Origin of the sequence: Mycobacterium sp. (genome assembly GCF_036488105.1) — a bacterium.
GTDB lineage: Bacteria > Actinomycetota > Actinomycetes > Mycobacteriales > Mycobacteriaceae > Mycobacterium.
Window position 1 is genome coordinate 1 of the sequence record NZ_DASXHW010000324.1, and the last position, 5653, is coordinate 5653.

The following is a 5653-nucleotide window of genomic DNA, read 5'->3' on the forward strand; positions in this document are numbered from 1 at the left end:
CTGGGCCGGTACCGGGCGGCAACGCGGGCCCGTGGCCGGGTGTGCCATTGGGCAGGCTGCCTCGCGGCGCGGGCGACCGCGGGCCGCCCTGCATGCCGGCGCTGTCGACAGGAAGAGCGTTGATGACCGGACGGATGTACAACCGTGCGGTCTGACCGAGGTTGCGCGCCTCGTTGCCGTCGGTTCCCGGGACGGTGATGACCAGGTTGTCGCCGTCGACGATGACCTCAGAACCCGAGACACCGAGCCCGTTGACGCGGGCGCCGATGATCTGTTGGGCCTGCGACAGCGCCTCCCGGGTCGGGCGCGACCCGTCCGGCGTACGAGCGGTCAACGTGACCCGGGTGCCACCTTGCAAGTCGATGCCGAGCTTCGCGTCGGCATGCTTGTTGCCGGTGAGGAACACCAGCAGGTAGACGCCGATGAGCAGAACCAGGAACACCGCCAGGTAGCGGCTAGGGTGCACCGGCGCCGAAGGCGATGCCACGTGTTGAGTCTCCTCCGCTCATGCGCGATGCGCTTCGTTGCAGGTCGCCACTCCGCCGTCCGCCCCTCGCGCGCCAATCAGTTCGACCGCACCGAAAAGGGTACGTGGCGCGCCACCGACCTCAGTCGTTGGGCAGTCGCCCCGGGTCATCGGCCAGATCGCCAACCTCGTCGGCCCCGGTGTCCAGGATCTCCGGTTCGATCTTGTCCCTAATCGCCAGCTTGACCCAGGTTGTCACCACGCCGGGGGCGATCTCGAGGTCCACCGTGTCGTCGGTGATGCGCTTGATGGTGGCGTGCAACCCGGAGGTGGTTTGCACCTGATCCCCGATCCGCAGCGACTCGTGCAGGTCGATGGTGGCTTGCATTGAACGCTTCTGCCGCCGCGAGGCGAAGAACATGAACACCCCCAGGATGGCGAGCATCGGCAGGAAGGTAATTGCTTGGTTCATGACGGCAGAGGTCTTTCCGTAGGTGCTATGACGTTCACCAGTGTGCCATTAGGCCGTCGGGGTCCTGGATCATTGACGGATGGAACTGATCGACGCGCTGCGCACCACCGGGGCGGTTCGCGAATTCACCGACCAGGCCGTCGACGACGGCGTGTTGGCCCGGGTGCTCGACACCGCCCGCTTCGCGCCCAGCGGAAGTAACGCGCAGGCCTGGCGGGTGGTGGTCGTCAAGGACGCCGAGAAGCGTCGCCAACTGCGCGATTCCTACCTGCGGGGTAACCGGGATTACCTGGCGTTGGCCGCCGCCGGTTTGCGACCGTGGTCACCGACCAGCGACCGCGACGCCGAGGCGCGCGCACTGGCCGCCGAAAGCACCGCAGTACCAGGCGATTTCGCAGAGAGGTTTGACGAAACCCCGGTATTGCTGGCCTTGTTCGCCGACTTGTCGATGCTGGCGGCGATCGACCGCGATGCGGACCGGTACACGTTCGCCGGCGGGGCGTCCGTTTACCCGTTCGCGTGGAACATCCTGCTGTCAGCGCGTAACGAAGGTCTGGGCGGCGTCATCACGACGATCGCGATCCGTGAGGAGCCACAAGTGAAAGCTGTTCTGGGAGCAGCTGACCCGTTGGCGCTGGCAGCGATCATCGCGCTGGGGTATCCGGTCAAACAGCCACGCCGACTTCGGCGCGAACCGGTCAGCTCCTTTGCTACGGTCGATTCGATCGGCGGCCCAGTCTTTGGTGCGCCGTGACATGTGGTTGACGGAAGGTTTGCAGATGAAGAAGTTATTTCGCCATCTGGCACCGATCGCCGCGGTAGCGGCGATGCCGATGGCGGCGGTCGCGATCGCGCTGCCCGCCACGAGCTCAGCAGATCCGATTAACTGCGACCCCGGTCAGTGGTGGGACCCGACGGCGAACGTGTGCCGTCAGCTGGGCCAGGGGCCGCAGCCACTCGACTGTCCTGCTGGCCAATACTGGGACCCGACGACCAATGTGTGCCGAGAGTTGGGGCACACGGCGGCCGGCTGATTTCCGGCTCATAGCCGAGGCTCGCACCGGCTGGATTTCCTTGGCCCGACTTCTCATCGAGCCTCGCGGCGCGCCTCGTCACCGGGCTACGCTGCTGGCGTGTCCGCCATCGAACAGAGCCGCCACCTCGTCACCGAAATCCCCGGTCCGGCATCGCTCGAGCTGACGAAACGCCGCGCTGCGGCGGTGTCGGCCGGCGTCGGCATGACCATGCCGGTGTTCGCCGCGCGTGCGGCGGGCGGAATCGTCGAGGACGTCGACGGCAACCGGCTAATCGACTTGGGCTCCGGCATCGCGGTCACCACCATCGGCAGCTCCGCGCCGCGGGTAATCGATGCGGTGCGCGCTCAGGTCGCCGACTTCACCCACACCTGCTTCATGGTGACGCCGTACGAGGAGTACGTGGCCGTTGCCGAACGGCTCAACCGGCTCACCCCTGGCTCAGGTGAAAAGCGCTCGGCGCTGTTCAATTCCGGCTCCGAGGCGGTCGAGAACGCCGTCAAGATCGCCCGCTCCTATACCAAGAAATCTGCGGTCGTGGCCTTCGACCACGCCTACCACGGCCGCACCAACATGACGATGGCGCTGACCGCGAAATCCATGCCGTACAAGAGTGGGTTCGGTCCGTTCGCGCCGGAGATCTACCGGGCGCCGCTGTCCTACCCGTTCCGCGACGGGCTGATCGACAAGGAAATGGCCACCGACGGCGAACTGGCCGCCCGCCGCGCCATCGACATCATTTCCAAACAAGTGGGCGCCGACAACTTGGCCGCGATCATCATCGAGCCCATCCAGGGCGAAGGTGGCTTCATCGTCCCCGCCGAGGGATTCCTGCCCGCGCTGCTCGACTGGTGTCGGGAGAACAACGTCGTATTCATCGCCGACGAGGTGCAGACCGGGATCGCCCGAACCGGGACCATGTTCGCCTGCGAGCACGAGGGCATCGAGCCCGACCTGATCTGCATCGCCAAGGGTATCGCCGACGGTCTGCCGCTGTCCGCCGTCACCGGTCATGCCGAAATCATGGACGCCCCCCATCCCAGCGGCGTCGGGGGCACCTTCGGCGGTAACCCGTTGGCCTGCGCGGCGGCGCTGGCCACCTTTGCCACCATCGAGGCCGACGGGCTCATCGAGCGTGCCGGCCAGATCGAGCGGCTGATGAAGGGCCGGCTGCTGGCGCTGCAAGCTGCCGACGATCGCATCGGCGATGTCCGGGGCCGCGGCGCGATGATCGCCGTCGAGTTCGTCAAACCCGATACCGCCGAACCCGATGCCGCGTTGACCAACGCGCTGGCCGCTGCGGCCCATGCCGAGGGCGTGATCGTCTTGACGGCAGGCACATTCGGCAACGTCGTGCGCTTCCTGCCGCCGCTGACGATCAGCGACGAGTTGCTCACCGAAGGTCTCGACGTGCTGACGGGTCTGCTGGCCGACCTTTAGCGAGCCTTGCCGTAAGGCTCAGAAACCCCAGCTGTCTCAAGAAGTCTGGAATGCGACGAAGTGCCCGCCTCGTAGCATCAACAGGCCTGGTAGCGAAGTGCCATCAAGCACATGTGGATCCGGTGCTCGGTGCCAGGCGGCATCCGTCCGGGCCCGTGGGGCCCGCCGCGCACCCGACTGACGTCAAGCCCAGTTGTCGCTGCGAGGCGGGCACGTCCGCACGGTCGACTCTTGCGGTTACGGATGTGAGAGACGGTGCGACACTCGCCGGCGTGCACCAGTGGCGAATTTCACGGTGCAGTCCATGCCCAATAGGAATATCGTTACCTTTGCTAACGTAGTACTATTTGCGTGCAGCGTCGCACGAACAGATTTCCCAATTCGCAAAGTGTGAGGCTCCAATATGTCGAGTGAGACCCAGGAAGACCAAAAACGTCGCGCTGCAGAGTTGGCCGCCAACGACCCGGAATTCGCCGCCGCGCGACCAGATGCAGCCGTTGCCGCAGCCATCGAGGCGGCCGGCACGCGATTCCCCCAAGTGACCAAGGCGGTGCTGGAGGGTTACTCCGACCGGCCCGCGCTGGCCCAGCGCGCCTATGAGCTGGTCAAAGATCCGCAGACCGGGCGGACATCGGCCAAGCTGATGCCCTGGTTCTCTCATGTCACCTACGGCGAGTTGGCCCACCGCGTCAGCGAGTTGTCCCGCGCGTTGGCCGACGGACTGGTCTCAGCCGGTGACCGGGTCACTGTTCTGGGCTTCACCAGCGTCGACTACACCACGATCGACGTCGCACTCGGAGTCGTCGGCGCCGTGTCGGTCCCGCTGCAGACCAGCGCCGCAATCGCCCAGTTGAAGCCAATCGTGCTCGAGACCGAGCCGACCGTCTTCGCGGCCAGCGTTGACTACCTTTCAGATGCAGTCGACGTGATCGTCGCTGCCGCCGAAGCGGGGCACACGCCCGGACGGCTGGTGGTCTTCGACTACCGCAGCGAACTCGACGACAACCGGGAGGCGCTGCAGAGCGCCCACGAACGGCTGGCCGACCTATCGCTGACCATCGAAACCCTCAACGAGGCTAGGGAGCGCGGCGCAAAACTGCCTGCGACCACCGTCGAAGCCGTCGAGGACGACCCGCTGGCCTTGCTGATCTACACCTCCGGCAGCACCGGCGCGCCCAAGGGCGCGATGTACCCGCAGAGCAACATCGCCAAGATGTGGAACAGGTCGACCAAGAACTGGTTCGGGCCAAGTGCCGCGTCAATCACGTTGAACTTCATGCCGATGAGCCACGTCATGGGCCGCGGCACCCTTTACGGCACGCTCGGAAACGGCGGCACCGCCTACTTCGCTGCCAAAAGCGACCTGTCGACACTGCTCGAGGACCTGCGCCTGGTCCGGCCCACCGAGCTGAACTTCGTGCCGCGCATCTGGGAGATGCTCCACAGCGAATACCAGAGCGAAGTCGGCCGACGGACCGGCGAAGGCGCCGATCGTCAGGCTGCCGAGTCGCAGGTGCTGAGCGAGCTACGCCACGAGCAGCTCGGCGGGCGCTTCATCTTCGCGATGACCGGCTCAGCCCCGACCTCCCCCGAGCTGCGCAGCTGGGTCGAGTCGCTGCTTCAGATGCATTTGGTGGACGGCTATGGCTCCACCGAGGCCGGAATGGTCTTGTTGGACGGCGAGATTCAGCGTCCGCCGGTCATCGACTACAAGCTGGTCGACGTGCCGGACCTGGGGTACTTCGCCACCGACCGGCCGTATCCGCGGGGCGAGCTGCTACTCAAGACACCGAACATGTTCCCCGGCTACTACAAGCGACCCGAAACGACCGCGGGTGTGTTCGACGACGACGGCTACTACCGGACCGGCGACGTCTTCGCCGAGACCGCGCCCGACCGGCTGGTGTACGTCGACCGGCGCAACAACGTGCTGAAGCTCGCGCAAGGCGAGTTCGTCACCCTGGCCAAGCTGGAGGCCGAGTTCGGCAACAGCCCGCTGATCCACCAGATCTACATCTACGGCAACAGCGCCCAGCCCTACCTGCTCGCCGTCGTGGTGCCCAGTGAAGACGCGTTGGCCGCGCATGACCCTGAAGCGCTGAAGCCGCGCATCGCCGAGTCATTGCAGACCGTCGCCCGTCTGGCAAAACTGCAGTCCTACGAGGTGCCGCGTGACTTCATCATCGAGACCACGCCGTTCAGCCTGGAGAACGGTTTGCTGACCGGCATCCGCAAGCTGGC

General features: G+C 65.7%; 5 protein-coding genes and 1 pseudogene. 4 read left to right on the top strand and 2 right to left on the bottom strand.

Annotated elements, in window-relative coordinates; genetic code table 11:
* Positions 1-487: pseudogene (locus VGH54_RS17125) on the bottom strand (protein translocase subunit SecD); the annotation flags it as partial.
* A gap of 121 nt (positions 488-608) precedes the next feature.
* Entirely contained in the window at positions 609-938 is a 330-nt protein-coding gene (gene yajC / locus VGH54_RS17130) for a preprotein translocase subunit YajC (RefSeq protein ID WP_331513270.1), read from the bottom strand.
* Between the two features lie 79 nt (positions 939-1017).
* Here yajC and VGH54_RS17135 point away from each other — a divergent pair, with 79 nt between their 5' ends.
* From VGH54_RS17135 to VGH54_RS17150, 4 genes are all read left to right on the top strand, one after another.
* Positions 1018-1692: a nitroreductase family protein gene (locus tag VGH54_RS17135; RefSeq protein WP_331513271.1), complete on the top strand. Its 675-nt coding sequence runs from the start codon at positions 1018-1020 to the stop codon at positions 1690-1692.
* 25 nt (positions 1693-1717) lie between these two features.
* Entirely contained in the window at positions 1718-1972 is a 255-nt protein-coding gene (locus tag VGH54_RS17140) for a hypothetical protein (RefSeq protein WP_331513272.1), read from the top strand.
* Between the two features lie 99 nt (positions 1973-2071).
* Positions 2072-3412 carry a 4-aminobutyrate--2-oxoglutarate transaminase gene (gene gabT / locus VGH54_RS17145; RefSeq protein WP_331513273.1) on the top strand — a complete coding sequence of 447 codons (1341 nt, stop codon included), beginning with the start codon at positions 2072-2074 and terminating at the stop codon, positions 3410-3412.
* Positions 3413-3815: 403 nt separating this feature from the next.
* On the top strand, positions 3816-5653 hold a 1838-nt coding region (locus VGH54_RS17150; RefSeq protein WP_331513274.1), incomplete at its 3' end, for an AMP-binding protein.